Genomic DNA, 26,377 nt, shown 5'->3' on the forward strand with positions numbered 1-26,377 from the left:
CGCTTCACCCAGGCATACGCCGCCGCTCCGCAGTGCTCGTCGATCCGGGCCGCGCTTCATCGCGCCGGCGTCCGGTCGGCGGAGAAGACGTACAGGTACGGGAAGTGCGGCCGCAGCGTCCCCGCCGACGCCGCCCGGGCCAGGGCCAGGGCACCGTCGGCGGAGGTGCCGCGCGGCGGGGTGAAGCGGGCGTCGGGGAACAGGGCGCGCACGGTGCCGCGGAAGGGCTCCATGAGCAGGTCGGCGGCGTCGAAGAGGCGGCCGCCCCAGGAGAAGACCGGGTCGAGCCCGGTGGCGGCGGCTACCGCGGACTGGCCGAGGTGGCGGCCGGCCTCGGTCCAGATCCGGGCGGCGACAAGGTCCCCGGCGCGTGCCGCGTCGCCGACCGACGGGGCGAACGAGGCGAGGTGGTGGGCCGCCGCGTTCCCCTCGTAGATGAGGGCGACGAGGTCCAGGGGGTGGCCGAAGCGGGCCGTCATGCGCTCCAGCAGGGCGGCCGACCCGCCGGGCCGGCCGTCGTGCGCGCGCAGCGCCGCGTGCAGGCCCTGCCGGCCGATCCAGGCGCCGCCGCCGTGGTCGCCGAGCAGGTGGCCCCAGCCGTCGGTCTGGTTCCAGACGCCGTCGAGGTCGGTGCCGAGTGTGATGACGCCGGTGCCGGCGGCGATGACGACGCCCGGCTCGAACCCGAGGGCGCCGACGTGCGTGGTCACCGCGTCGCCCGCGACGACGAGCGCGCCGAGGCCGAACCGCCCGCGCAGCGTGTGCCACAGCTCGCCCGGGTCGCCGACCAGGCCCGGCAGCCCGGTGATACCGACGGCCATGCCCGCGAGCCGCTCCACGGGCGGCCCGGGGTGCGCCGCGCTCCCGACGAGTCCGGCGATCCGCACGGCGAGCTGGTCGAGGTCGACCCGGCCGTTCGTCCGGGGTACGGGCGCCACGTCCTCCCCGTACGAGCGCCCGCCGCCGGACTCGATCCGTGCCCTGATCCCGCCGCCGCCGACGTCGACGCCCGCGAAGCCGTCTGCGCTCATCGGGTGTCCCCGTTCAGCGCGGCGACGGCCGCCCGAACGCCGGGGTGGCCGGCGAGCGCGGCGTGCGCCTGCTCCGGCGGGCAGCCGGTGAGCAGCCGTACGAGTGCCTCCGGCAGCCGGCCGTCGGCCTCGGCCAGCGCGGCGCGGCAGGTCGCCTCGTCCTCGCCGGTGGCGGCGACGAGCAGGGCGACGGCGCGATCGCGGAGCTTGGCGTTGGTGGCGACGAGGCCGACCATGAGGTTGCCGTACGTACGCCCCGACTTGATCATCAGCGCGGTCGAGAACGAGTTGAGGATCACCTTGGTGGCCGTGCCCGCCTTGAGCCGGGTGGAGCCGGTCAGCGCCTCGGGTCCGGTGTCGGCGACGACGCCGATGTCGGCCGGATCGAGCAGCGGGGCCTGCGGGTTGCAGGTGACCAGCACCGTAAGCGCGCCCGCGGCGCGGGCGGCGCGCAGTGCGCCGGCGACGTAGGGGGTGGAACCGGAGGCCGTGATGCCGATCGCCACGTCGGCCTCGCGGAGCGCGGCGGCGTCGGCGGCGCCCAGCGCCTCGGCGTCCTCGCGGTCGACGGAGGAGTCGGCGAGGGCGGCGGGGCCGCCGGGGAAGTGGGCGGTGAACAGCTCGCGCGGGGCGCCGAACGTGGGGGTGATCTCGGTGGCGTCGAGCACGGCGAGGCGTCCCGAGGCGCCGGCGCCGAAGTAGTGCACGGTCCCGCCGCGTCCGAGCCGCAGGTGCGTCTCGTCGACGGCCCGGGCGAGTTCGGCGGTGGCCGGGCCGACGGAGGTGACGGCCCGGGCGTCCTCGTCGTGCAGCCGCCGCAGCACGTCGGGGGTGGGCAGGCTGTCGATGTCGGTGGTGCGCGGGTTGCGGCGCTCTGTGGGCGGTACGGCCGGGGTCATCGTGCTCCTCGTCGGTCGTGGGCGTGGTTGTCGTCGGTCGGCGGCTGGGCGAGCACGTCGGCCTGGTTCGCGTAGGCGGCGAACAGCCGGCGTGACTCGGCGGCGAGGTCGCCGAGGTCCGCGGGCGGGGGTGCCGGTCCTTCGCGGAGGAACTGCTCGGCGCGGTGCCGCAGTTCGTCCTGCAGCTCGTGCTCGGCGGCTACGCCGCCGGGCTCGGCGAGGGCCCGGTCGAGGAAGCGCGTCCACAGCGCCCAGCGGTCGCGGTAGTAGCCGCCGACGAGCCCGCTCCAGTGCCTGCCTGCGTAGTCGTCGAGGGTCCCGCCGGCCGCGGCGCCCCACACCGTGATGATGCGGCGGGCGTTGTCCCGCAGCACGTCGGCGTCGGCGGGCCCCGCGGCCCAGGCCAGCGCTTTGGACTCCCAGTGCCGGAAGGTGTATTCGGGCCGGCAGGCGAGCATCCGGTCCAGGTCGTCGAAGACGCGCAGGAACCGGTCGAGGTGCGGTCCGCTGCCGGCGCCGCGGCGGACGGACTCCGCCACGGCGTCGAGGTGGTACCGGTCGGCGACGCGGGCCATGAACGCGATGCCCGTCTCGACGAGGTCGTGCCCCAGTGGTCCTGCGGTCAGCCCGGGGTCGCGCTCGGCAGCCTCGACGAGTCGCTCCCAGGCCGCCGCCAGCGCGGCCGGCCGGTACCAGAGGGTGCGGGCGACGTCGGCGCGCAGTTCCGGCAGCCCGCCGTGCACGGGCGCGTACGACGGCCTGGCGGTGAGGATGCCGTTGTACTGCTCGGGGAAGATCCGCAGGCGCCGGGCGTCGTAGACGGTGTCCAGCAGGCCCCGCCAGGCGGCCCGCAGGGTGCCGGTGTCGCCGCGCCCGCCGTAGCGCCGGTCCACGAAGTCGTCGAGCCAGGCGCCGACATCGGCCGTCCGGCGCCAGAGCTGGTCGGCCGTCAGCTCGAAGAAGACGGGGTTGTTGCGGGTGGCCTCCATGGCCAGGCCGAGTCCCGCGGGCGGATGCGGCGCCGCCAGTGCGGCGTCCACCGCGGCGGGCACCCCGCGCAGGTCGGCGACCGGGTCGGTCCGGCCGCCGAAGTTGAGCAGCGCGCACCACAGCCAGGGCTTGCCGGAGAACCCGTCGAGGCATTCCCACTGCGGGTCATGCTCGGCCCACAGGTCGGCTACGACCATCCGGTCGTCGGGGATGGCGTCGAGGAAGGCGGCGACGCGGTCGCCGGTCCAGAAGTCCCGCTGGTACGAGAACGGCCAGGCCTGCATGATCCAGACCGCGTCCGGGTCGGCGGCGCGCAGCCCGGCGAGCGTCGCGTCCGCCAGCGCGCCGGGGAAGGCAGGGTCGGCGTCGACGGGTGGCATCTCGATGAAGGGATCGGCCGCGTACCGGTGGTTCGTGCCGTACAACTCGACCTGTGCGCGGGCGACTTCGGTGCACAGCCTGGTGTACAGCGGGTCGGCCGGGTCGAGCACCCAGGTGTCGAACCCCTGCCAGCCGCGGCGGTGGGCGCGGGCCGAGGCGGCGATCGCCCGCGGGACGTGCCCGGTGAAGGCGGGCAGCACCGGCGTCATGCCGAAGGCTCGCTCGCGGTCGAGGATGCGGGCGCCGAGGTCGCGGTGACGGGTGATCCAGGTGGCGGGCAGCGGTCCCGCGAAGCCGTCGAGGCAGCCCATGTACTGGAACGGCAGGTAGCCGGGCCCGCCGAGGAAGTCGCGGATCGCACGGTCGTCGAGGCCGGCGCGGGAGTAGGCGGCGTGCAGCGCGGCCTCGTGGCCGGTGACGGCCAGCGGCATGGTGATGCCGTGGAGCGCCATCCAGTCGATCTCGCGCTCCCAGTCGGGCCAGTCCCAGTAGGGCATCGTGTAGCTGAACGTGCAGAAGTTGAGGTAGTAGCCGTCCTGCACGCGCGCCTCGCCGTGCCGTCGCGGGCTGTCCGGGAGGGACGTCACGGGCAGCGGCAGCTCGGTGTCCCAGCCGACGGTCAGGCGGCAACGATCCCGCAGGTAATGGTGAAGCCCGACGGACGCGCTCACCCCGTCCGTCGCGGAGACAGTGAGCACGCCGCCGACCGCTTCGTACGCATAGCTCCGCAATTGCCAGTCTAGTGGCGCAAAATGGACGGCATCGGCCGCCCGCGAGCCGAGGACCCGCTCGGCGAGGCCGCGGACGGCCACCGCCCACTCCGGCGTCTCCCGCTCCCCGTCTCCGGTCGGCATCGCACGTCAACCCCTTGATGAATTAGTTACGTACGGATCGTAATTAATATGCTAGCGTACCCGCCACATCCCCGAAGTCAGGGGTGCCGAGAGAGGGGTGTCGTGGAGGACCAGATGGTCGCCGCCGGAACGCGGTTCATGCGGGAGGTCAACGCCGCCGCGATCCTGCGGCAGTTGCGCACCGAGCCCAGCATGAGCGTGTCCGCGCTGGCCAAGGCGGTGGGCCTGTCCCGGCAGGCGGTGAGCCGTTCGCTCAACGCGCTGATCGACGAGGGGCTCGTCGAGTTCGGCTCCCCCGACCGCAACTCCGCCCGCGCGGGGCGGCCCGCGCAGCTCGTCCGCTTCCGGGCGGAGGCGGGGTACGTGCTCGGTCTGTCGGTCAGCCCGCAGGACCTGCGGGTCGCGGTCTCCGACCTGGCGGGGAGCATCGCCGCGAGTGAGGTGGTGCAGCTCGGCGCCGGGGTGAGCGGCGAGGTGGCGGTAAAGGCGCTGCTGGACACGGTGGAACGGACGCTGGCCTCGACGGAAGTCGCGGCCGGCGACGTCTGGTTCGCCTCGGTGGGCGCGTCCGGGATCGTCGACCCGGCGACGGGGGTCATCAGGCTCATCCCGAGCATGCCGGGGCTGACCGGCGACATCCTCGTACGCCGCCTGAAGGACGCCCTCGGCTGCCCGGTCTACGTGGACAACGACGTCAAGCTCGCCACCCAGGGCGAGCGTTGGCGGGGTGCGGAGCGGCGCGAGGACTCGCTGGTGATGGTCCACTGGGGCGAGCGCGTCGGGGCCGGCATCGTGCTGAACGGCGAGCTCCACCGCGGCGCCTCCAACGACGCCGGGGACCTCGGCTTCCTCGATCTGTTCGCGGACGGGCCGGGCACCGGACCCGCCGGCGCGGCCCGCCGTCCGCAGGGGCTCGGCCCGTTCGAGGGCTGGGTCGGCGGCGCGGAGATCGTGCGGCTGGCCACGCAGGCCGCGGCGCAGGCCGGCGACGACGCCTTCCGGGACCGCCTCGACGCGGCGGGCGACCGGGCGTTCGACGCCGTTCTGGACGCCGTCGTCGACGGCACGCTGGCGGCCCTGGAGACGGTCGACGAGGTCGCCCGCCGGTTCGCCAAGGGTGTCGCCGCGATACGGGTGATCCTCGACCCGCGGCTCGTGGTCATCGGCGGGCCGATGGCCCGGTGCGGCGAGACACTGCTCGCCGCCGTTCGCAGGCATCTGTCCGACCACGAGCTCGACCAGCCGGCCTTGGCGGTCTCGACGCTGCGGGAGGACGCGGTCGTCCACGGCGCGGTGCACCACTCGCTGGACGAGATCGAGCGGACCAGGTTCGGCCTCGTGCCCGGCGCCCGCCAGGAGGCCCGGTGAACACGCGCCGCCCCCACACCCACACGCCCCCGCCCCCGACGCCGCCCGGCGCCGGTGTCCGGCAGCACCAGACAGAGGAACACAGAGGAGGACGGTCATGCGGATGACGGCACCAGCCCGGAAGCAGGCGCTCGCAGCGCTCGGCACCGCGGCGGCACTCGCCCTGACGGCCTGCGCGGGAAGCGGCGGAGCGGAGGGAGACACCAACGACGACGTCGACGCGTCGACGACCATCTCCGACGACCCTGTGACGCTCACCCTCGCCTTCACCGACGACCCGCCCACCGAAGCGCTCATCGACGGCTTCGAGAAGAAGCACCCCAACGTCACGATCAAGACCCAGCAGACGCCGTTCAACGACTACGTGAAGTCCATCAAGCTGGCGATGTCGTCGGACAACCCGCCGGACCTCGCGCAGTACAACCCCGGCGCGATGAACTCCCTGGTCCCCGCCGGGCTCATCCAGGACCTCGGCCCCTGGTCGAAGGAGTACGGCTGGCAGGACGAGTTCCCGCCGGCGAGCCTGGAGGTGCTGAGCTCCGACAATTCGGCCAAGCAGTTCGGCACCGGCAACCTCTACGCCGCGCCCGGCGCCCTCTCGGTGCTCGGCGTGTTCTACAGCAAGTCGGCCTTGGCCGACGCGGGCGTGCAGGAGGTGCCGGCGACACTGGCGGACTTCGAGGACGCGATGGGGAAGGTGAAGGACGCCGGGCAGACCCCGCTGAGCCTCGGCGCACTCCAGGTCGGCGGCTTCCAGCTGTGGAACGCGCTGCTCAACGTCACCGGCGACGTCGCCTCGTACCGGGACTGGGTGTACGGCAAGCCGGGCGCCACGATCGAGAACGAGGACGCGCGCAAGGCCGCCGAGAAGCTCGCCGGCTGGGTGGACGAGGGCTACGCGCGCGAGTCGGCGAACGCCACGGCCGACACCGACGCGCAGGCGGACTTCGCCGCCGGCAAGAGCGCGTTCCTCGTCACCGGCAACTGGGCCGCCGCGGCGCTGGAGGCCGAGATGGGCGACGACGTCGGCTTCTTCCCCATGCCCTCCCCCGAGGGCGGCACGCCGAAGGTCGCCTCCGGCGCCAGCGTCGCGTACGCCATATCGGCGAAGTCGGAGCACCCCAACGAGGCCGCCGCCTTCCTCGACTACCTCAGCTCGCCGGAAGCGGCGAAGATCCAGTTCGACACCGGGTTCATGCCGGTCGACACCGAGGCGGAGCTGGGCGCCGAGGGGGTACGGAACGAGATCGCGACCAGCTTCGCGCCGGTGGCGCAGGCCGACGGCATCGTTCCGTTCCCCGACTACGCCTCTCCCGGCATGATCGACAAGCTGACGCCCGGCATCCAGGGCCTCATCAGCGGCAAGACGACAGCCGACGACTTCCTGCGCTCGCTGCAGGAGTCGTGGAACGAGCACCATGGCTCATGACCTGAGCACGCCGGCCACCCTGCCGCGGGCCGCAGAGGCCCGCGGCGGGCGCCGCGCCGCGCCCGGGCGCGCACGCCGCGCCCCCGGGCGCGGGCGGCGGTGGCGCGGCTGGCTGTACGTGCTCCCGGCGCTCGGCATATATCTCGGGTTCGCCATCTGGCCGGCGCTCAACACGCTGCGCCTGTCCTTCTTCGAGTGGGACGGCGTGCTGGCGCCGACCTGGGCCGGGTTCGACAACTACACGCGGATCTTCCAGGACGAGGCCCTCTACGAGGCGATCCTGCACAGCCTGGTGCTGATCGTCTTCTTCTCGTTCGTGCCCGTGGTCGTCGGGCTGCTCATGACGGCCCTGCTGCTGGGCAAGGTGCGTAAGGGGATGACCTTCTTCCGGATCGTCTTCTTCCTCCCCCAGGTGCTGCCGCTGGTCGCGGTCGGCGTCACCTGGCGGTGGCTCTACAGCGAGTCCGGCGTCGTCAACCAGCTCCTCGACCTGGTCGGCCTCGGCTCGCTGACCCGGCCCTGGCTCGGCGACTACGACCTGGCGCTCATCGCGCTCGGGCTGATCGGGACCTGGACGATGAGCGGGCTGTGCATGATGCTCTTCCTCTCCGGCGCGCAGAAGATCGACACGGCGCTCTACGAGGCGGCCGTCCTCGACGGCGCGGGCCCCTTCCAGCAGTTCCGCCACGTCACTCTCCCCGGGCTGCGGCAGGAGATCACGATCGCCGGGGTCATCACCACGATCGCGGCCCTGGCCAGCTTCGACCTCGTCTTCGTCACGACGAACGGCGGCCCGGTGGGGCAGACGAACGTGCCCGCCCTGCTCGTGTACCGGCTGGCGTTCAACGAGGGGGACATCGGCGGTGCCAGCGCGCTCGCCGTCGTGCTGACCGTGCTCGTCGTCGCCGTCGTCAGCGCCATCCGATATCTCGCCAGGGACAGGAGTCGAGCATGAGCGGCGGTGTGAGCGCCCGGCCCGGGCCCAAGGCCCGCGGTGCGCGCGCCCGGAGCGGCGTGACGGCCAGGGGCACGAGCCTGCGCTACGGAGTCCTCGTCGCACTCGCGGCCATGGTGCTGCTGCCCTTCGCCGGCATCGTGCTGGCGGCCCTGCACCCGCAGGGCGAGCAGGTCGGCGGGCTGAGCATCCCCGGCGAATGGTCCTGGGGGAACTTCCAGCAGGCCTGGGAGCGGGGCAACTTCGGCAACCTCATGCGGTCCAGCCTGCTGATCGCGGTCTGCGTGGTGCCGCTGGCGGTGACGCTTGCGACGCTTGCCGCGTACGGACTGACCGTGCTCAAGGCATGGGGGAACCGGACGCTCTCCGCCGGGTTCGTGCTGGGGCTGACGCTGCCGGTGGAGCTCGTGGTGGTGGCCCTCTACTACAACCTGCGCGAGGTCGGCCTCACCGACTCGTATATCGGCATCATCCTCGCCGAGGTGGCGCTCTTCATGCCGTTCGGCGTGTACTGGATGCAGGCGCACTTCTCCGGTATCCCCGGGGAGCTGGTCGAGGCGGCGCGCATCGACGGCGCCCGGGATCTCTCGGTCCTGGTGCGGGTACTGCTGCCGATCTCGTGGCCGGCGATCACCACGCTGTCGGTCCTGTACTTCATGTGGTCCTGGAACCAGTTCCTGCTCGTGCTGGTGATGATGCAGGATCCGGACCGCCGCACCGCGCCGACCGGTCTCGGGCTCTTCGTCGGCCAGTACTCGACGAACATCCCCCTTCTGGCCGCCGCCAGCCTGATCGTCATCGCCCCGATCGTGCTGGTCTACCTCACGTTCCAGCGCAGCTTCGTCAACGGCATCACCCAGGGCGCGATCAAGAGCTGAGGGCTGCCGGCCCGGCGCTGCTCCCTGACGGCAGCCCCCAGGAGGTCACCCGCTTGCTCGCGCGAGTGCAGACCCGTAACAGTGGTACTGACTCGATTCCCCGGCTGGTCGCCCATCGGCGGTGCACCTCCAACTCGCAGGGAACGACGGCGGGTTTGACCCCGGTTCCGCCCAACGTGGACGTGGAGATCCGCGAGATCCGCTGCCGGTCGGCCTCGCGGCAGACGCTGGCGGCGGCCGGTCTCGCAGGCACGGAAGGCGAGCCGCGGTGCGGCGGCGCACACAGCCAAAGAGCGCCACCGACCTGGTCGGTACCGGCCACGTCGCCGGCAGCCTCGTCTGCTACCGCCGACACGCCGGCTGATCACGTCCTCCGCCCGATCAGCGTGGTTATCCGGACGTCCTCACGGTAGGGGCCCGATGGCAGCGCCCGGCGGATCCGTTCGGCGAAGGCCGGCCGCTCCTGCGGGCCGGGAAGCCGGCCCACGGGGATCGCGGAGCGCGGCAGAGCAGGTCCCTTGCGGGCATCTTTCCCTCGACGAGGTAGCGCGTGGTGGTGTTCAACGCGCAGGGATTGTCGCCGAGGACGTAGACACCGTGCCCGGTGTCGTCGACGCTGAGCAGCCGGGACCGGTGCGCGAACTTCTGGCGCAGCATCTTCCCGCCGTCGTGCGGTGTCGGTGCGTCGCGCAGGTTCTGGACGAGGAGGACGTTCCGTGGTCCGTCGTCGTCGACCGCGACCGGCGGCTCGGCCGGGGCGTACGGCCAGAAGGCGCAGGGCGTGATGCTGGCGGTGGCGGCCCCGAACAGCGGAAGCGCTCGCGGTCCTTGGCGACGCCGTGCCGGTAGGTGTCGACGTCCTCGGGCCACTCGATATCGTCGCAGGTCACGGCGGCAAATACCGCCAAGGGGTTGTCGATTGAGGACGACGTGGCACCTGCGGTGGCGTTCTCCGACAGCACCCGGCGGGCGGCTGGCTGGTCGCGGTGAGGGGCCTTCCCGGTCGCGGACGGCTCCTCACCGTGGTCCACGGCTGACCGCCCCGGCCCTGCCGGCCCGGATCGTGCCCTCCTGGGTGGCGCGACCGCGGCCGAGGCCCGGTGGGGAGCGGGGATCAACTGAGGTGGCCGGGAGCAGGGGCGCGCCGGAACTGGCCGACCAGGCGCCGTCCCGCACTCGGCGGTCGCACGTGCGGGCTCGACGGGGCCGCCCAGCCCGCCATGGCGGCGACCGCGTCCACGGCCGCCTCGTCGACCTCGACGCCGAGGCCGGGTACCTCCCCGAGTACGATGCTGCCGTCCTCGAACGACTGGTCCACGGTGAGCCCGACGGGGAATCCGATGTCCTGGACCTCGGTCGCGAGGTGGTTGGGCATGACGGCCGCGGCGTGCGCCACCGGGTTGGCGCAGTAGGCGACCGGGCTGACCGGGAGGTCGAAGGCGTGCGCGAGGCCGGCGACCCGCAGGAAGTGGGTGATCCCCCAGATGCTGCCCGTCTGCACGATGTCGGCCGCGTTGGCGCGGATGAGCGGCCGGAACTGCTCCAGGCCGGTGAGGTTCTCGCCGGTGGCGACCGCGGCCCGCACCGACCGCGAGACCAGCGCGAGGCCGTCGGCGTCCCAGCGCCGTACCGGCTCCTCGATCCAGAACAGGTCGAGTGCGTCCTCGATGTGTGCGGTGTGCCGCACCGCCTCCTTGCGCGACAGCGACTCGTTGGCGTCGAGCATCAGCGCCGGCTCACGGCCCGACGCCGCCGCGTAGACGTCGCCGACGAGCCGCAGCCGCCGGACGTCGGCGGCCGCGTCGAGGCCGCCCTTCAGCTTGACGGCGGTGAAGCCCCGCTCGACGAACTGCTGTTGCAGCTCGACGAGGGCGTCGTCGCTCAGCGGGCCGTCGAGCCCGGAGGCGTATGCCGGGACCACGTGGTCGGCGGCGCCGAGCAGCCGCCACAGGGGTTGCTCCACGGCCTTCGCCTTGAGGTCCCACAGGGCCATGTCGAGTGCGCCGATGGTGCCGAAGACGGCGCCGGCGTGCCCGGCCTTGAACACCCGCGCGAGCATGCGGTCGTAGAGCGCGTGGACGGCCCGCGGGTCCTTTCCGTCGAGGACGGGGAAGAGGTCCTCGACGTGGGTGTGCGACCCGAGCCCGACGCCGACGAGGCCGGTGTCGGTGGTGAGCAGCACGATCGGCACCTGCGTGGTGCCGGAATCGACCGAGCCGTTCGCGTCCCCGATGGGCCGGCCCCACCGGTGGAGCGTCGTGAGCGTGCGGTAACCCGTGATTCGCATGACTACCCCTTGGTCGCTCCGGCGGTCACGCCATCGGTGATCTGCTTCTGGAAGAACAGGTAGACGAGCATCACGGGGAGGGCGGCGATCAGCACGCCGCCCGCGAACAGCGGGATGTCATCGGAGTACTGGCCGCGCAGCGCGGTGACGCCGACCATCAGCGTGCGGTTCTGCTCCGACTGCATGACGAGCAGCGACATCAGCACGTCGTTCCAGCAGAACAGCGCGTTGAGGATGCCGACCGAGAGCAGCGCCGGCCGGCCCAGCGGCAGCATGATGCGCCCGTAGACGGCGAACGTGCTGCAGCCGTCGACCCGGGCCGCCTCGACGATCTCCCTGGGGATGCGGGCGTAGTAGCTCGTCATCAGAAAGACGGTGAACGGCAGGAACTGCCCGGTGTAGGCCAGGATCAGGCCGGGATGGCTGTCGAGCAGACCCGTCTGGCCGAGCACCCGGAAGAGCGGCACCATGATGACCTGGAACGGGATCATGAGCGCGCCGAGGCAGAGCAGGAACAGCCGGCGACGCCCGCGGAAGGTGAGCTGGCTGAAGGCGAACCCGGCCATGGAGCCGAGCAGCAGCAGGAGCAGGACGCTGCCGAGGGTCACCGCGAACGAGTTGAACGCGTAGCGCCCGAGGCCCGAGGTGTTCCATGCGTCCACCAGGTTGGCCGCGGTGACCCGGTCGGCGAGCCCGAGCCGGTCGAGGGTGTACTCCCGCTGCGACTTCATCGCCACGTTCACGGTGAAGAGCATCGGGAAGACCGTCGCGACGGCGAGTGCGCACATCGGGACGGCGAGCGCCCAGCCGGTGAAGTCCCGCCTGGGCACCTCACACCTCCCCGGTCGCGCGCCTGATGAGGCGGATCTGGAGCAGGCCGACGACGAGCATCACCACGCACAGGACCACGGAGGCGGCCGAGGCGAGGGCCGGGCGGTTCATCTGCCCCTGCTGTACCCAGACGTACAGCTCCGGCAGGTACGTCGCCGCGCCCGGGCCGCCGGCGGTCATGACGTAGAGCAGGCCGAACATCCCGGTGAGCATGCCGATCATCGTGGTGACGAAGACGAACTGGATCGTCCGGCCCAGCTCGGGGACGATGACGTGCCGGATGGTCTGCGCGAGGCCGGCGCCGTCGACCCGGGCGGCGTCCAGGAGCGACTGGTCCAGTGTCGAGAACCCGGCCATGAAGATCACCAGCGCCATGCCGAAGGTCGCCCAGATGTGCACGCCGATGACCGTGAACATGGCGATCTTCGAGTCGCCGAGCCAGTCGACCGGTCCGATGCGGGCCTGTCCGAGGAGCCGGTTCAGTGGGCCGTCCACGGAAAGCAGCATGTTGAAGATCGCGCCGATGATGACCGGGGAGAGCACGACCGGGAAGAAGTAGACGCCGCGGTAGAAGCGGTGTCCCGGGACCTTGAGGAAGAGGAACGTCGCGAGCAGGCCGGGCAACGCGACCGCGACCGGGAGGGCGAGGAAGAGCAGGCCGACGTTCTTGACAGCGCTGCGGAAGACCGGGTCGCCGGCAAGTTCCCGGTAGTTGTCGAGGCCGACGAACGCGCGGTTCAGCTCGCCGTCGCCGGTGAGCGAGTACTGCACGCCCAGCACGAGAGGCACCAGGCGCAGGGAGACGATGACGAACAGCGTGGGGGCGACGAGGACGTACGGGGCGAGGGTGTGCGCGCGCCGCCGGCGTCGCGCCGCCGCCGGACGGCGGACCGCCGGCGTGCGCCCGGCCCGTTCACCTGCCGCCACCGGCGCCGGGGCGGTCACCGGTCCGACTCGGCGAGTTGCACGAGCGCCTGGTCGACGGCGACGTCACCGTTGATCAGCTGCTGCGACAGCCGGTGCAGCAGTTCGAGCGTCTCGGCGGAGAGTGCTGTGTGCAGCAGCGGTTTGCTCTCCGGCAGCGAGGTGACGATGGCGTCCACGACGGGAGTGCCGCCGTCGGGCGCGTCGATCGTGGTGTCGGCCGCGATGGCACCGGAGTGGCGGGCGAAAGACTCCAGCGCCTCGGTGCCGGCCAGGCTGCGCACCAGATCGAAGGCGACGTCGGCGTCGGGCGTCCACTTCATCACGCCGTAGCCGATGCCGCCCTCCACGGGCACGAACGTCTCGGAGACGCCGTCGGACAGCACGGGCGGTGCGTAGAAGCCGAGGTCCTCGCCGAGGTACTCGTCGAATTCCTTCCAGTGGGCGGTGTCGGAGAGCAGGCCGATGACGTTGCCGCCCTCGCCGCCGGAGAACTTCGTGAACTGGTCCATGAAGGTGGCGGTCGAGTTGACGCCGTTGTTGTACCAGCCTTCCTCGTTGCCCCTGGTCCACAGGTCGAAGATCTGCCGGACCTGCGGCGAGGACCAGTCCCGCTCGCCGGCCAGCCAGCCGTCGTACTGCTCCGGCGTGAAGACCCCCGGCGCGAAGCCGGACAGGAAGAACTCGATGCCGAGGCCCTCCTTGTTGCCGAGGCTGAAGCAGTCCTTCCCGCTCGACCTGATGGCCTCGCACACCGCGGCCAGCGCGTCGAGCGTGGCGGGCGGCTTCTCGGGGTCCAGACCGGCCTGCTCATAGACCGCCTTGTTGTAGTAGAACGGGAATCCCTGCAGGGTGATCGGCACCGCGTAGGACCTGCCCCCGTTCTGGAACGCCTCCCAGCCCGTCAGCCGGTCCCGTAGATCGCCGGTCCGCTCGTCGAGCGGGACGAGCGAGCCGGTGCGTTCGCGCAGTTGCGCGCCGCCGTTGAACAGCACGACGTCCGGGCCCTTGCCGGACTCGATGGCGGTGCCGAGCAGCGTGTAGTACTGGTCGTACGGCTGGGCGACGAACTCGACCTCGACATCGGGATGTTTCTCGCGGAAGTCGGCCTTCGCCTGCTCGAAGTACTCCCTGGCAGCTTCGTCCCCGGACTTCCAGTCCCAGACGACGAGTTCGTCCGGTGCCCCGTTCCCGTCTCCCCCGCCCTCCGGCGCCGAAGCCCCGCATGCGGTCGCGACCAGAAGGAGTGGTGTGACGGCCGCGACCAGCCGGCGCGGCTGCAGGAGACGAAGGGGTCCGTCCCGGTGGTCCTTCGGCATGGCGTTCTCCAGAAAGCTCGGCTGACCGTTCCGGCGCGCACATGTCAGATCTCACAGTCAGCAGTTGTCTGTTGTCAAGAGATTGCGGAACGTCGCTAAACTGACCTGCTCTGACCATCAGCACGAGGAGGACCCCCTGTGAGTTCCCTGAGTCAACCTCTATGCCGCCAGATTCGCCTCGGGATCGGGTTTGATCTTGTTGTTGGCTCGGTGGGTGTCGGGGTCGTAGCAGGTTCCGTCGCGCCAGCAGGCCCAGATCACACGCAGCCAGGCGCGGGCGAGGATGCGGGCGGCGTGGGGATGGCGCTTGCGGTCCGCTCGCGCGTCGTTGTAGATCTTCGCTGCCCAGTCGCTGGCGTGCCGGCTGTTGTCGGCGTAGCCGACGATGGCCAGTCGGGCACGGCGGTTGGCCGCGTGGCGGAAGCTCACCACGCGGGACTTGCCCGACGCCCGGGTCACGGGAACGACGCCGGTCTCGGCGATGAACTGTTCGCTGGTGCGGGAGCGTTCCAGGATCGGGCCGATCTCGCCGATGATCTGCCCGAGATTGATCGTGCCGATGCGGGGCATGGTCGCGAGGAGCGGCGCGTAGGGGTGCGAGGAGACGGCGTCGGCGATGGCCGTATCCAGCACCCGGATCGTCGCCCGGATGCTCCTGACCAGCTGGACCTGGACCCGGACGAGCTGCTCGATCACGCTCTCGCCGAGCCGGGATGCGGGCTGGGGAGCCGAGCGAAGGCGTTCGATCAGGACACTGCCGGGCCGCTTGCCGCTGTAGCTGTGGCGCTTGCACCAGGCTTCCAGCCGCCCGGCGGTGAGCCTGGCGGCCGAGGCCGGGGTCGGGTAGCGGTCCAGGAACGCCAGGGCGATGTCGCTGTCGAGGCTGGAGAAGACTGCCCTGCCGCCGGGCCAGTGCGCGTCCAGCAGGGCGGCGAGCTGGTTGACGGCCGCGATGCGGGCCGCGACATGGTCGGCCCGCTGCCGGGTCAGGGCCTGCAACTCCATCGTTGCCTGCCCGGTCGGCTCCAGACGGGGCAGGAAGTGCCCGTCGGTGCGCAGGTAGTCGGCGAGCTTGAGGCTGTCGCCCGCGTCGGTCTTGGCCTTGGAGGCGCCCCAGCGCGGGCGCATCGCGTGGAAGGCGTTCGGGTGCACCGGAACGACCGGGTGGCCGGCCTGGAGCAGCCGGTCCACGACCAGGCCGCGGGTGGTCTCGATGGCCACCGGCAGGTCCGCCGGGCTGCCGTACTTCGCGAGCTTGGCCAGCGTCCTGGCGATGCCTTCCTCGGTGTGCGTGAACTCCCAACGGGCCACCCGGGCACCGGTGTTGTCCATGACGGTCACGTCGTGGGTCTCGGTCGCCCAGTCCCATCCGATGTACACGAAAGACGTACTCCTGTGTCATGCGCGGAGCACCTGCCCGGTGGTGAGACCGTCTGCCGGGAGCTCATTAATCGGCCCTCTGCGGGGCGTGTCCCTGATGCCGATCAGACGGCCTCGGCCCGACGGGGCTGGCACAACTCACAGTGGCCATCGAATGGCTCGCGCCACAAGCCATGCACCCGCCGGGACCGAGAGGTCACAACCCTACCTGTGAGGGCTGCAGAAGGGATGGTCCTCTAATGAGCGTCTCCCCGAGGTCCGGCGTCGAGATCAAACTCGAGGTCCCCTCGATCCCCCGCCGCCCGGCACGGCTCGCGCAACTGGTCGTCGAGTCCCTCGTCGACGGCATCGTCTCCGGCGCGATCACGCCGCGGGCCGTGCTGCCGTCCGAGACCGCGCTCGCGCAGACCTTCGCGGTCAGCCGCATCACCGTGCGCGAAGCCGTGAAGCTGCTGGAGGCGAAAGGGCTCGTGGCGGTGCGGCACGGCGTGGGCGCCGTGGTCAGCAGCGACACGGAGTGGAACCTGCTGGACACCGACGTGCTGGCCGCCGCGATGCGGCACGACGAGAACCTCACGATCCTCGACGAGCTGATCGGCGTGCGCATCTCGCTGGAGTCGGACCTCGCCGCGCTGGCCGCCGTCAACGCCACCGACGACGACCTGGCCGAGATCGAGGGCCTGTTCCACCGGCTGGAGTCCCAGGTGCGCGCCCCGGAGGACTTCATCAGGTCCGACGTGGAGTTCCACGACCGGATCATGGCCGCGAGCCGCAACCGGCTGGCGCGCTCGATCGTCAGCACGGTGCACAGCAAGGCGCGCACGAGCGAGCGCTACCGGGGACACCCCGGCGTCGCCGACGTCACGGTGACCAACGGCGAGCACGCACGCGTGCTGGAACGGCTCCTGGCGCGCGACCCGGACGGCGCGTCGGCCGCCATGGCCGACCACATCCGCTCGGCCTGGTCGCGCCGCAGGCCCGCGCCGGCCGCCCCCTCCCCCACGGAGAGCGCGGAGTAACCCCCGGTACGACGAGACGGCGGGGCCGCGGCCGAGCAGGCCGCGGCCCCGCCGTGCGCGTTCACCGGCCCCGAGCCGGAACTTCCCGGCGCACACCGGCGATTGACGCGGCACCGAGCCCGCCTTTACGGTCCACCTCAGATCCGATCTGTCAGTCAACAGACGTGTGAGGAGCTGTTATGTCACGCGGGCACCTGACCAGACGCGGGAAACGCACCGTCGCCAGTGCTCTCACGTGCACGTTCGCCGCATTGGCGGTGACCGCCACGGGTGGGGTGACGCCCTCCGTGGCCGCCGGACCCTTCACCGTCGTCGTGGCACCCGACGGCCCCGGGCAGGCGCCCGAGGGTGACGTCGTCGTCCGATCGATCACCGCGGCGAAGGCGGTCGCCCGCACGAGCGTCCGCTTCCGGGACACCCTCGTGCTCCTCGACGGCGGCACGTACGAACTGGACGAGCCGCTTCGGTTCGACGCCCGCGACGGCGGGGCGCACGGCCACACCGTTACCTGGGCCGGCGCCCCGGGCGAGCGCGCGGTGCTCTCCGGCGGCGAGCAGGTCACCGGCTGGAAGCTGCACGACCGGGAGAAGAACATCTGGGTCGCCGACGTGGCGGAGGGCACCGAATCCCGCCAGCTCTACGTCGACGGACAGCTCGCGGAGAAGACCCGGCTGAGGCTGGCCGAGGACGAGGACGACCGGGGGCACCTGACCTGGACCGAGCGCGGACTCGTGCTGGCGGACGACAGGTTCGGCGACCTCGGCGAGCTGCGCAACCAGTCCGACATGGAGATCGTGAGCCTGGGGTCCTTCACCGACCGGATATCCCCGGTCGAGGAGATCGCCGGCGACGAGATCCGGATGGTGCAACCGGCCTGGGAGAACAACAACTTCGGCTACGACACCCTCAAGTCGCCGTACAACCGCGGGGCGCTCTACCTGGTCAACGCCTACGAGTTCTTCGACGCCCCGGACCAGTGGTACCTCGACTCGCCCGCCGGCAAGGTCTACTACAGCGCCGAGCCCGGCGCGACCATGGCGGGCATCGACGTACGGCTGCCGAGGCTGGAGACGCTGGCCGAGATCGGCGGCACCCGCGACCGGCCGGTGCGCGGCCTGACCTTCCGCGACCTGCAGTTCTCGCACACCACCTGGATGCGGCCCAGCTCCGCATGGGGCTACGCCGACCAGCAGAGCGGCGCCCACGTCGTCGGCCGCTACGACCCGCCCGCCGACTACCTGACGACGTGCCAGGACGGCTGCCCGGAGTTCGAGGAGACCCGCAACGAGTGGTGGCAGGTGCCCGGCGCCGTCCAGGTCTCCGCGGCGAGCGACGTCGCCTTCCGGGACAACGACTTCGACCAGCTCGGCTCGGTCGCCCTCGGCATCGGGATGGACCCCAACGCGCACGCCACCGGCGTCGGTTACGGCACGTCGGACATCGACGTCGCCGGCAACACGATCTCCGACACCGCGGGCTCCGGCATCGTCGTCGGCGGGGTGCAGCCGAACGCCCACCACCCGGCCGACCGGCGGATGGTCAACCACGACGTCCGCATCACCGACAACACGATCACCGGGACCGGCCAGAACTACCGCGACAGCGCGGGCGTCCTGGCGACGTACGTGACCCGCGCGACCATCTCGCACAACACGCTCACGGACCTCCCCTACGACGGGATCGACATCGGCTGGGGCTGGGGCAGCAACGACCCGGGCGGCAATCGCTACTACAAGGAGGCCGGGCTGTACGAGTACCAGCCGGTCTACGAGACGCCCACCACGTTCCGCGACAACCGCGTGAGCCACAACCTGATCTACGACACGAAGAACGACATGCACGACGGCGGCAGCATCTACTCGCTGTCGGCCAGCCCCGGCACGGTCATCGAGCGCAACTACATCTATGACAGCCGGGAGACGTTCGGCATGCTCATCGACCAGGGCTCGCGCTACATGACGGTGCGGGAGAACGTGATCCTGGACAGCAGCCGGTACATCTACGTGAACGCCGACGAGGAGGGCCCGGAGATCTTCAACACGCTGGACTGCACCTTCACCGGGAACTGGTGGACCGGCGGCAACGAGCGCTCCCCCGAGGGCCCCGGCTACAACCTCACCTGGACCGGCAACGTCGACCTCAACGACGTCGCGCAGGAGGAGTGGCCGGACGAGGCGAAGCGGGTGATGGACGAGGCAGGGGCGCGCCGCTGAGGCGGGAGCGCCCCCTGGCCCTCACGCTGAGCACCGCCCTCCTCGCCACCGGGCCGGCGCACTGCGCCGTCTCGCCCCCTGAAGCCCTCGAAGAAGGCGGATTCAGCCCCCCGTCCCCGCCGGCAGCGGCAGGCCGGGGGGCAACAGCCCCCGCTCGACCAACGCGGACCACATCTCGTACGGAACGGGGCGGGCGAAGTGCGCGGCGTTCTGCCGCACCTCCTCGGGGGTGCGCGCGCCGACCACGGCCGCCGCCACCGCCGGATGGCCGAAGCCGAAGCGCAGCGCCGCCGCCTGCAGCGGCACGCCGAACTCCGTGCACACCGCGGCGAGCCGGCGAGCCCGGTCCACCAGGGCGGGCGGCGCCTCGCGGTAGTCGTAGCTGGCGCCCGGCCGCGGGTCGGCCAGCAGCCCGCTGTTGTACACGCCGCCGAGCACCACCGCCGTGCCGCGCCGCTCGCACAGCGGCAGCAGTTCGTCGTGTGCGGAGGTGTCCAGCAGCGTGTATTTCCCGGCGCACAGCACCACGTCGACGTCCAGGTCGGCGACGAAGCGGGCCAGACCCGCGGCGTCGTTCATGCCGAAGCCGATGGCCCTGACGACCTTCTCCTCGCGCAGCTTGGCGAGCGCGGGGAATCCGGTCTCGTACACCTCGCGGACATGGTGGTCGACGTCGTGCAGCAGCAGGACGTCGACCCGGTCGGTGCCGAGCCGCAGCAGCGAGTCCTCCAGGGTGGCCCGGATCCCGTCGCCGCTGAGGTCCCAGACCCGGGTGCGGTGCGCGCCGGTGCCTCCCAGTCTGCGGCCCACCTTGGTGGACAGGACGTACGAGCGGCGGTCGCGCCCGGCGAGCGCGCGGCCGAGTCGCTCCTCGGAGACCCCGGCGCCGTAGTGGGGGGCGGTGTCCAGATAGCCGCAGCCGGTCGCGAACGCGGCCTCGACGACGGCGGCGGCCCGCTCCTCGGCGCCCGGTCCGGCGTCGTCCCCGAGAGGGGCACCGCCGAGCCCGAGCGGCGGAACGCACACGCCCGTGCGTCCCAGCTCCCGTGTCTCACCCGGCGTGTGCGGCATGGGCATCGCCTCCTTCGGCAGTCGCGGTGGGGTCAGGAGATGCGCAGGGTCTGGGCGTAGGGAGTCGGCGGGGCCTGCGGCAGGCCCGTCACCCGCAGCGCGTCGGCGCCCGGCTCAAAGCGTACGGGCCGGTCGTCGCCGAGGAGTTCGACGCGCGCCGGGCGGCGCCGGAGGTGCCCTGCGGCGTCGCCCAGGCTGCGCAGCACGGCCGTTCCGTCCGCGGGCCAGGCCATGAGGTGGGCGTAGAGGGTCTCGCCGTGGCAGGTGTAGCGCACGTCCCGCGGCGTGTACGTCAGCGTCTTCTCCCGTGCCTTCGCGCCCTCGACCCGCGTCGGGCCCTCCCCGTGCACGTGCCAGGGGCGGGTGTCGAAGACGGCCTCGCCGCAGACGGCCGTCCAGGCTGCGAGGCCGTCGAGGACCGCGGCGGTCTCGTCGTCCACGCGCCCGTCGGGCAGTTGGGGGACGTTGAGCAGCAGGCAGCCGTTCTTGCTCACGGTGTCGACGAGCAGATGGACGATCTCGCCGGCCGTCTTGTAGCGCTCGCCGGTGCGGTAGTACCAGTCGCCGATGCTGGTGTCGTACTGCCAGGGCTCCGGGTCGGTCCCGCCGAGTTGGTGGCGCTCGACGTCGAGCAGTACGGCCTGCCGGTCCTCCTCCGGGATCGTCTTGATGCTGACCACCCCCTCGGGCATGGCGGTGTAGTAGCGGGCGAGGAACTCCAGTCCGTGCGGGCTGGGCGGCTGCGCCGGGCAGACGCTGCCCTCGTCGAAGGGCAGCCGGGCGTCGTCGAGGTAGACCAGTTCGGGGGCGTACCGCTCGGTGACGTCGCGCAGCCGCGCGTAGAAGTCGGTCACGAAGTCCTCCCGCGGCGGGTCGCCGGGACGGCGCGGCGGTCCGTACAGCCGGCGCGGGTCGAGCCCGTCCCACCAGGTGCCGCTGCCGTCCGCCGCGGTGAGCCGGCCGTCGTACGGCACGCCGGCGTACGGCCCCTCGGCGTCGGCGGCGTGGGCGGCGTCCAGCCAGCGCCACGTCCACGAGCCCGCGTGCATGCTCACCCCGAAGCGCATCCCGGCGGCGCGGGCGGCGGCGGCCCAGGCCGCGACGATGTCGCGGCGCGGGCCGACGTTCACGGCGTTCCACGGCTGGTGGGCGGAGTCCCAGAGGTCGAAGTTGTCGCAGTGCGCGGCCATGGAGACGAAATAGCGCGCGCCGGTGCGCCGGAAGCGCTCCATCAGCTCCCCGGGATCGAAGTTCTCGGCGCGCCACAGCCGGCACAGGTCCTTGTGCCCGAACTCGGAGGGGTGGCCGTAGCGCTCGCGGTGCAGCGCGGCCTGGCGGCGGGAGCGCTTCTGCTCGAAACCCTCGGTGCCCTCGAACGGACCGTAGAGGTGGCGGGCGTACCAGTCGCCGGCCATCGCCACCGACTGCGGGCCCCAGTGGGACCAGATGCCGAGCTTGGCGTCCCGGAACCACTCCGGGATGCAGTGCCGGCGCAGGGAGGGCCAGTTCGGCTCGTACGTGCCGGCCGGACGGGTGCCGCTGGTCATGGGTCTCCTCCGATGTCGTCAAGTGCGTGGGGATTTATAGAGATATTGACGTTCATGGCATGTTCTGCGACGGTCGGGCAATGCCGACGCGATCCGACGCATCAGCGAACACCCGCCCGGCGGTCCGGCTGGGCGCGGCGTACTACCGCGAGTACCAGCCGTACGAGCGACTGGAGGCCGACCTCGATCTCATGGCCCGCACCGGGCTCACGCTGATCCGGGTGGGCGAGTCGGTCTGGTCCACCTGGGAGCCGGAGGACGGCGTCTTCGACCTCGACTGGCTCCGGCCGGTGCTGGACGGCGCACACGAGCGCGGCATCGCCGTGCTGCTGGGCACCCCGACGTACGCCGTGCCGCCCTGGCTGCAGCGCAAGCACCCGGAGCTGGCGGTGCGGCTGCGCAGCGGCCGGCGGGTGCCGTGGGGCGCCCGGCAGGAGGCGGACTTCACCAGCCCCGTCTTCCGCCGCCACGCCGAGCGGGTCGTGCGCCGCGTCGTTGGCCGGTACGCCGGGCATCCCGCGGTGGCCGGGTACCAGGTGGACAACGAACCGGGGCTGCATCTGATGCACAACCCGGAGGTGTTCGCGGGCTTCGTCGCGCGGCTGAAGGAGTGCTACGGCAGCGTGGACGTGCTCAACGAGCGCTGGGGGCTGACCTACTGGTCGCACCGCATCGGCTCGTGGGAGGAGCTGTGGCCGCCGGAGGGCAACACCACGCCGTCGTACGACCTGGCCTGGCGCCGTTACCAGGCGGACCTGACGACCGAGTTCATCGCCTGGCAGGCCGGGCTGGTGCGTGAGCTGGCCCGGCCCGGCCAGTACGTCACCACCTGCGTCGCCTACACCCGCCCGGCCGTCGACGACGTGTCGCTGAACGGCGCGCTCGACGTCGCGTCCGCGAACGTCTACTACGCGACCCAGGACGAACTGGCCCTGCCCGACGCCGGCCGGCGTCACGACGGCGGCTGGTTCGGCCAGGGGGTATGGCAGCTCTACCAGGCCGCGGACCGCGCGCGCGGCTCGCGGCAGGCGCCGTTCCACGTCACCGAGACGGGCGCCACGACGATCGGCGGCGCGCACCAGAACCACCCGCCTTACGCGGGCCAGTTGCGGCAGGCCGCCTGGGCGCTGGTCGCGCGCGGGGCGCGGGAGGTGGCGTACTGGCACTGGCACACGCTGCACTTCGGCCACGAGACATACTGGGGCGGGCTGCTGGGCCACTCGCTGCGACCGGGCCGGATCCTGGCGGAGGCCGCGCGCATAGCCCGCGAACTGGCCGCCGCGGACGGCGCGCTCGACGGTCTGGTGCCGGACGCGGACGTCACCCTGCTGCGCTCGGTGGAGAGCGACTGGGCATTCCAGCACCAGCCGCCGCTGGCCTTCACGGGGACGTACGAGCCAGACCCCCGGTCGTACACGCGCATCACCGGCGCGTTCTACAAGGGCTTCTTCGACGCCGGCCGGCAGGTGGACGTGCTGAGCGTGCCGCAGTTGCCGGGCACCGCGGAGGAACTGGCCCGCGAGCGGCCGGTGCTGGTCGCGCCGGCCCTCTACGCGACCGGGGACACGACGCTCGCCCTGCTGGACGGCTATGCGCGGGCGGGCGGGCACCTGATGCTCACCTTCCGCAGCGGGTACGCCGACGAGGAGGCCCGCGCGCGGGCCGAGGTCGCGCCAGGCCCGCTGCGGGCCGCGGCGGGCGTCCACTATGCGGAGTACTCCAGCCTCCGCGAGCCGGTGCCGGTGCGGGCGGCCGGGCCGGGCGGCACGACCCGGCGGACCGGGTTCCGGCTGCCGCCGGGCGCCCGGGCGACCGCGTGGGCGGACGGCCTGGTGCCCGCCGGCGCGGAGCCGCTGGCCTGGTATGAGCACCCGCACTTCGGCCGCTGGCCGGCGGCGACGACGCACCGGTACGGCGCGGGCCGGGTGACGTACGTCGGCACCCTGCCCGACTCGGCGTTCGCCGCCGCCCTGGCGGAGTTCACCGGCCCCGGCGTGCGGCAGCGGTGGCGGGATCTGCCGGAGTCGGTCACGGTGACGTCGGCCCGCAACGGGGCGGGCGAGCGGCTGTGGTTCGTGCACAACTGGAGCTGGGAGCCGGTCCGGGCGGTCGCACCGGAGGCGGTGACGGACGTGCTGGCCGGCGATACGGCGCAGGGCGTCGAGGAGATCAGGCTCGGCGCCTGGGACGTACGCGTCCTGCGGTCGGCGGGCGGCCCTCCGGCTGCGTCCCCCGGCAGGCCCGGCACCGCCTTCGACACCGCCGTCTGAAGGTCTGCCCGAGCAGAACGATCCGTCGAGAGCCGAGGAGCCGCCGTGCCGCACGCCCCGCAGGACCCGAACGACGTCAGCGTGCACCGGCCCGTCGCAGAACACCACCGCGAGGCCCTGGGCATCGGCGAGCCGCGGCCCCGGCTGTCGTGGACGGTGGCGCCGGAGCGGCCGGGCTGGCGGCAGTCGGCGTACGAGGTGGAGCTGCGCGACCCGGACGCCGGCCCCGGCTCCGGTGCGGACGCCGCGGTCCTGCACTCCGGCCGCGTGCCGGGCTCCGACTCCGTGCTGGTGCCCTGGCCCGCCGCCGCGCCGCCGCTCGGCTCGCGCGAGCGGCGCGAGGTGCGGGTGCGGGTCCGGGGCGAGGACGGGTCTGCGTCCGGCTGGAGCCCACCGCTCACCGTCGAGGCCGGACTGCTGGACCCCGCGCGGGACATCACCGCCGCCATGGTCGCGCCCCGCGTCCCCGGCGGCGACCGGAACCCGGAGCGGCCGGTGCTGCTGCGCGGCGAGTTCCGGCTGCCGGCCGCGCCGGTCTGGGCCCGTCTGTACGTGACCGCACAGGGCCTCTGCGAGGTCGAGCTGAACGGCGCCCGCGTCGGCGACCAGGCGCTGGCCCCGGGCTGGACCAGCTACGGTCACCGGCTGCGCATCACCACATACGAGGTGACCGGCCTGCTGCGCCCTGGCACAAACGCGCTCGGCGCCTGGCTCGCCGAGGGCTGGTACCGCGGCCGTATCGGCTTCCAGGGCGGTGTCCGCGCCTACTACGGCGCCGAGATCGCGCTGCTCGCCCAGCTGGAGGTCGGCTGCGCGGATGGCAGCGAGGTGCGCTTCGGCACCGGAGACGGCACCCACACCGGCACCGGCTGGCGCTGCGCCCACGGGCCGGTGCTCGCCGCCGGGCTGTACGACGGTGAGCGCCACGACGCGCGCCTGGAGCCGATCGGCTTCTCCCGCCCCGGCTTCGACGACTCCGCCTGGCACCCGGTCCGCACCGTGGCCCGCGCCGCGCACACCCTGGTGGCGCCCACGGGACCGCCGGTGCGCTGCACCGAGGAGGTCGCCCCCGCCCGCGTCCTCACCTCGCCCGCCGGCCGCACCGTCCTGGACTTCGGCCAGAACCTCGTCGGCCGGCTGCGGATACGGCCGAGCGGCCCGGCGGGCACCACCGTCACGCTGCGCCACGCCGAGGTGCTGGAGGACGGCGAGCTGTGCACCCGCCCTCTGCGCGACGCCGAGGCCACCGACCGCTACACGCTGCGCGGCGGCGGCCCCGAGGAGTGGGAGCCGCGCTTCACGTACCACGGCTTCCGCTACGCCGAGGTGACCGGCTGGCCCGGCGGCCCCGCCGGTCTCTCCTCCGGCGACGTCACCGCGCGGGTGCTGCACACCGACATGCGCCGCACCGGCTGGTTCGACTGCTCGGACCCGCTGCTCAACCGCCTGCACGAGAACGTCGTGTGGAGCATGCGCGGCAACTTCGTCGACGTGCCCACCGACTGCCCGCAGCGCGACGAACGCCTCGGCTGGACCGGCGACCTCCAGGTGTTCGCGCCCACCGCCGCCTTCCTCTACGACTGCGCCGGCATGCTCACCTCCTGGCTCACCGACGTGGCCGCCGAGCAGTACGAGGACGGGACCGTGCCGCTCTTCGTGCCGACCCTCGAAGCCGACGCGTGGCGCCCCGACTGGACCCCTTCCTGGCCGTGCGCGGTCTGGGGCGACGTCGCCGTCCTCACCCCCTGGACGCTCTACGAGCGCTACGGCGACGCGGGCGTGCTCCGCGCACAGTACCCGAGCGCCCGGGCGTGGGTGGAGCTGGTGCGCTCCCGGCTGGACGCGGACGGGCTGTGGCGCTCCGGGAAGCAGCTCGGCGACTGGCTGGATCCGGCCGCGCCACCCGACGACCCCGGGCGCGCCCTGACCGACCCGCACCTGGTCGCCTCCGCCTACTTCGCGCACTCCGCTCGCCGGCTCGCGGACATCGCCGGGGTGCTCGGCGAGGACGACGACGCGCGGCGCCACGCGGCGACGGCCGCGGCGGCCCGCCGGGCGTTCACCGCCGGCTACACCGCCCCCGGCGGCCGGCTCACCTCCGACACCCAGACCGCGTACGCCCTGGCGCTGCGCTTCGGGCTGCTGCCCGGGGGCGCCCCGCGGCGGGCCGCCGCCGCCCGGCTGGCGGAGCTGGTGGCGGCGGCGGACCACCGCATCGCCACCGGCTTCGCCGGCACTCCGGTGGTGTGCGACGCGCTCGCGGACGGCGGCGAGGTGGAGACCGCGTACCGGCTGCTGCTCCAGCGCGAGAGCCCGTCGTGGCTCCATCCCGTGGCGCAGGGTGCGACCACGGTCTGGGAGCGCTGGGACAGCCTGCTGCCCGACGGCACGGTCAACCCTGGCGAGATGACGTCCTTCAACCACTACGCGCTGGGCGCGGTCGCCGACTTCCTGCACCGGACCGTCGCCGGACTCGCCCCGGCGGCGCCCGGCTATCGGCGGATCCGCGTCGCCCCGCGTCCCGGCGGCGGCCTCACCCACGCGCACGCGCGCCATCTGACGCCGTACGGCCCGGCGGAGGCCGGCTGGCGGGTCGAGGACGGGCGGCTCGTCGTGGAGGCCGAGGTGCCGCCGGGCGCCACGGCGGTCGTCGAGGTGCCGGGCCGGGCGCCGGCCGAAGTGGGCAGTGGCAGGCACCGGTTCACCGCCGCGGCGCGGACGGGCGGGTGAA

The 26,377-nt window shown here is 72.6% G+C and carries 19 protein-coding genes; 8 read left to right on the top strand and 11 right to left on the bottom strand.

Translation table 11 applies throughout. From position 1 onward, the window contains the following. Positions 1 to 56: 56 nt before the first annotated feature. The 3 genes from OG946_RS00405 to OG946_RS00415 are packed head-to-tail and all read right to left on the bottom strand — an operon-like array spanning position 57 to position 4,155. Entirely contained in the window at positions 57 to 1,031 is a 975-nt protein-coding gene (locus OG946_RS00405; protein ID WP_326794139.1) for an N-acetylglucosamine kinase, read from the bottom strand. After that, on the bottom strand, positions 1,028 to 1,930 hold the full coding sequence (locus tag OG946_RS00410; protein ID WP_326794140.1) for an N-acetylmuramic acid 6-phosphate etherase: 903 nt from the start codon (positions 1,928 to 1,930) through the stop codon (positions 1,028 to 1,030). Before OG946_RS00410 ends, OG946_RS00405 begins: the two co-directional genes overlap by 4 nt. Further along, positions 1,927 to 4,155 (bottom strand): alpha-N-acetylglucosaminidase, encoded by a 2,229-nt coding sequence (locus tag OG946_RS00415; RefSeq protein WP_326794141.1) that lies wholly within the window; start codon positions 4,153 to 4,155, stop codon positions 1,927 to 1,929. Before OG946_RS00415 ends, OG946_RS00410 begins: the two co-directional genes overlap by 4 nt. 102 nt (positions 4,156 to 4,257) lie before the next feature. On the opposite strand from OG946_RS00415, the gene OG946_RS00420 reads away from it, so the two are divergent. The 4 genes from OG946_RS00420 to OG946_RS00435 all read left to right on the top strand — a co-directional run bounded on the left by OG946_RS00420 (position 4,258) and on the right by OG946_RS00435 (position 8,785). After that, positions 4,258 to 5,523, top strand: coding sequence for an ROK family transcriptional regulator (locus OG946_RS00420; RefSeq protein ID WP_326794142.1), 1,266 nt, complete (start codon positions 4,258 to 4,260; stop codon positions 5,521 to 5,523). A 103-nt stretch (positions 5,524 to 5,626) separates the two neighbouring features. Next, entirely contained in the window at positions 5,627 to 6,952 is a 1,326-nt protein-coding gene (locus OG946_RS00425) for an ABC transporter substrate-binding protein (protein WP_326794143.1), read from the top strand. Further along, positions 6,942 to 7,907 carry a carbohydrate ABC transporter permease gene (locus tag OG946_RS00430; RefSeq protein ID WP_326794144.1) on the top strand — a complete coding sequence of 322 codons (966 nt, stop codon included), beginning with the start codon at positions 6,942 to 6,944 and terminating at the stop codon, positions 7,905 to 7,907. Before OG946_RS00425 ends, OG946_RS00430 begins: the two co-directional genes overlap by 11 nt. Continuing rightward, positions 7,904 to 8,785 (top strand): carbohydrate ABC transporter permease, encoded by an 882-nt coding sequence (locus OG946_RS00435; RefSeq protein WP_326794145.1) that lies wholly within the window; start codon positions 7,904 to 7,906, stop codon positions 8,783 to 8,785. The genes OG946_RS00430 and OG946_RS00435 overlap by 4 nt, the downstream gene beginning before the upstream one ends. Positions 8,786 to 9,175: 390 nt before the next feature. On the opposite strand, the gene OG946_RS00440 is transcribed toward OG946_RS00435, so the two are convergent. From OG946_RS00440 to OG946_RS00465, 6 genes are all read right to left on the bottom strand, one after another. Further along, positions 9,176 to 9,655: an alpha/beta hydrolase gene (locus OG946_RS00440; protein ID WP_326794146.1), complete on the bottom strand. Its 480-nt coding sequence runs from the start codon at positions 9,653 to 9,655 to the stop codon at positions 9,176 to 9,178. Between the two features lie 244 nt (positions 9,656 to 9,899). Then, on the bottom strand, positions 9,900 to 11,072 hold the full coding sequence (locus OG946_RS00445) for a mandelate racemase/muconate lactonizing enzyme family protein (protein ID WP_326794147.1): 1,173 nt from the start codon (positions 11,070 to 11,072) through the stop codon (positions 9,900 to 9,902). Between the two features lie 2 nt (positions 11,073 to 11,074). Then, positions 11,075 to 11,902 carry a carbohydrate ABC transporter permease gene (locus tag OG946_RS00450; RefSeq protein WP_326794148.1) on the bottom strand — a complete coding sequence of 276 codons (828 nt, stop codon included), beginning with the start codon at positions 11,900 to 11,902 and terminating at the stop codon, positions 11,075 to 11,077. Position 11,903: 1 nt separating this feature from the next. Then, positions 11,904 to 12,848: a carbohydrate ABC transporter permease gene (locus tag OG946_RS00455; RefSeq protein ID WP_442814247.1), complete on the bottom strand. Its 945-nt coding sequence runs from the start codon at positions 12,846 to 12,848 to the stop codon at positions 11,904 to 11,906. Continuing rightward, the gene (locus OG946_RS00460) at positions 12,845 to 14,146 is read right to left on the bottom strand and encodes an ABC transporter substrate-binding protein (protein WP_326794149.1); all 1,302 of its coding nucleotides are present in this window, start codon (positions 14,144 to 14,146) and stop codon (positions 12,845 to 12,847) included. The genes OG946_RS00455 and OG946_RS00460 overlap by 4 nt, the downstream gene beginning before the upstream one ends. Before the next feature lie 159 nt (positions 14,147 to 14,305). Further along, complete coding sequence (locus OG946_RS00465; protein WP_326794150.1) at positions 14,306 to 15,526, bottom strand: IS110 family transposase; 1,221 nt, start codon at positions 15,524 to 15,526, stop codon at positions 14,306 to 14,308. 239 nt (positions 15,527 to 15,765) lie between these two features. Here OG946_RS00465 and OG946_RS00470 point away from each other — a divergent pair, with 239 nt between their 5' ends. Both OG946_RS00470 and OG946_RS00475 read left to right on the top strand, forming a co-directional pair. After that, positions 15,766 to 16,545 (top strand): FadR/GntR family transcriptional regulator, encoded by a 780-nt coding sequence (locus tag OG946_RS00470; protein WP_326794151.1) that lies wholly within the window; start codon positions 15,766 to 15,768, stop codon positions 16,543 to 16,545. 287 nt (positions 16,546 to 16,832) lie between these two features. Continuing rightward, complete coding sequence (locus OG946_RS00475) at positions 16,833 to 18,758, top strand: right-handed parallel beta-helix repeat-containing protein (RefSeq protein WP_326794152.1); 1,926 nt, start codon at positions 16,833 to 16,835, stop codon at positions 18,756 to 18,758. Between the two features lie 102 nt (positions 18,759 to 18,860). On the opposite strand, the gene OG946_RS00480 is transcribed toward OG946_RS00475, so the two are convergent. Together OG946_RS00480 and OG946_RS00485 are read right to left on the bottom strand one after the other, a co-directional pair. After that, positions 18,861 to 19,829 carry an aldo/keto reductase gene (locus tag OG946_RS00480; protein ID WP_326794153.1) on the bottom strand — a complete coding sequence of 323 codons (969 nt, stop codon included), beginning with the start codon at positions 19,827 to 19,829 and terminating at the stop codon, positions 18,861 to 18,863. 32 nt (positions 19,830 to 19,861) lie between these two features. Next, complete coding sequence (locus OG946_RS00485) at positions 19,862 to 21,376, bottom strand: alpha-L-fucosidase (RefSeq protein ID WP_326794154.1); 1,515 nt, start codon at positions 21,374 to 21,376, stop codon at positions 19,862 to 19,864. 80 nt (positions 21,377 to 21,456) lie between these two features. Between OG946_RS00485 and OG946_RS00490 the strand changes: the two genes are divergently transcribed. Further along, positions 21,457 to 23,646: a beta-galactosidase gene (locus tag OG946_RS00490; RefSeq protein ID WP_326794155.1), complete on the top strand. Its 2,190-nt coding sequence runs from the start codon at positions 21,457 to 21,459 to the stop codon at positions 23,644 to 23,646. A gap of 45 nt (positions 23,647 to 23,691) precedes the next feature. Continuing rightward, positions 23,692 to 26,376 (top strand): glycoside hydrolase family 78 protein, encoded by a 2,685-nt coding sequence (locus OG946_RS00495; RefSeq protein WP_326794156.1) that lies wholly within the window; start codon positions 23,692 to 23,694, stop codon positions 26,374 to 26,376. Position 26,377 lies beyond the last annotated feature (1 nt).

The sequence above is a fragment of the Streptomyces sp. NBC_01808 genome (genome assembly GCF_035917395.1).
Taxonomy (GTDB): domain Bacteria; phylum Actinomycetota; class Actinomycetes; order Streptomycetales; family Streptomycetaceae; genus Streptomyces.

Excerpts from the sequence above, each read along its gene's own strand:
- OG946_RS00445 (WP_326794147.1), bottom strand. The coding sequence starts at position 11,072 with ATGCGAATCACGGGTTACCGCACGCTCACGACGCTCCACCGGTGGGGC.
- OG946_RS00460 (WP_326794149.1), bottom strand. The coding sequence starts at position 14,146 with ATGCCGAAGGACCACCGGGACGGACCCCTTCGTCTCCTGCAGCCGCGC.
- OG946_RS00425 (WP_326794143.1), top strand. The coding sequence starts at position 5,627 with ATGACGGCACCAGCCCGGAAGCAGGCGCTCGCAGCGCTCGGCACCGCG.
- OG946_RS00435 (WP_326794145.1), top strand. The coding sequence starts at position 7,904 with ATGAGCGGCGGTGTGAGCGCCCGGCCCGGGCCCAAGGCCCGCGGTGCG.
- OG946_RS00480 (WP_326794153.1), bottom strand. The coding sequence starts at position 19,829 with ATGCCGCACACGCCGGGTGAGACACGGGAGCTGGGACGCACGGGCGTG.
- OG946_RS00415 (WP_326794141.1), bottom strand. The coding sequence starts at position 4,155 with ATGCCGACCGGAGACGGGGAGCGGGAGACGCCGGAGTGGGCGGTGGCC.
- OG946_RS00490 (WP_326794155.1), top strand. The coding sequence starts at position 21,457 with ATGCCGACGCGATCCGACGCATCAGCGAACACCCGCCCGGCGGTCCGG.
- OG946_RS00430 (WP_326794144.1), top strand. The coding sequence starts at position 6,942 with ATGGCTCATGACCTGAGCACGCCGGCCACCCTGCCGCGGGCCGCAGAG.
- OG946_RS00470 (WP_326794151.1), top strand. The coding sequence starts at position 15,766 with ATGAGCGTCTCCCCGAGGTCCGGCGTCGAGATCAAACTCGAGGTCCCC.
- OG946_RS00485 (WP_326794154.1), bottom strand. The coding sequence starts at position 21,376 with ATGACCAGCGGCACCCGTCCGGCCGGCACGTACGAGCCGAACTGGCCC.
- OG946_RS00410 (WP_326794140.1), bottom strand. The coding sequence starts at position 1,930 with ATGACCCCGGCCGTACCGCCCACAGAGCGCCGCAACCCGCGCACCACC.
- OG946_RS00405 (WP_326794139.1), bottom strand. The coding sequence starts at position 1,031 with ATGAGCGCAGACGGCTTCGCGGGCGTCGACGTCGGCGGCGGCGGGATC.